At 55.1% G+C, this 236-nt stretch carries 1 protein-coding gene; it reads left to right on the top strand.

Annotation, left to right across the window (positions count from 1 at the left end):
* The coding region (locus ACTHS3_RS18610) for an rRNA adenine N-6-methyltransferase family protein (RefSeq protein ID WP_440368886.1) at window positions 1-236 on the top strand (236 nt) is incomplete at both ends.

Consider the following 236-nt stretch of genomic DNA (forward strand, 5'->3'; position numbering starts at 1 on the left):
GAACATAAGGCCCGGAAACGCTTCGGGCAGAATTTTTTGCAGGACACGCGGATTATTGCCGATATTGTCAACGCCGTGCGTCCGCAGGCGGATGATGTGGTGATTGAAATCGGGCCGGGCTTGGCGGCGATTACCGAGCCTTTGGCGAAGAAGCTGAACCGCCTGCACGTTATCGAAATCGACCGTGACATCGTACGTCGTCTGAAAACGCTGCCGTTTGCGGATAAGCTGGTGAT

The sequence above is a fragment of the Neisseria sp. P0009.S007 genome, assembly GCF_051962515.1.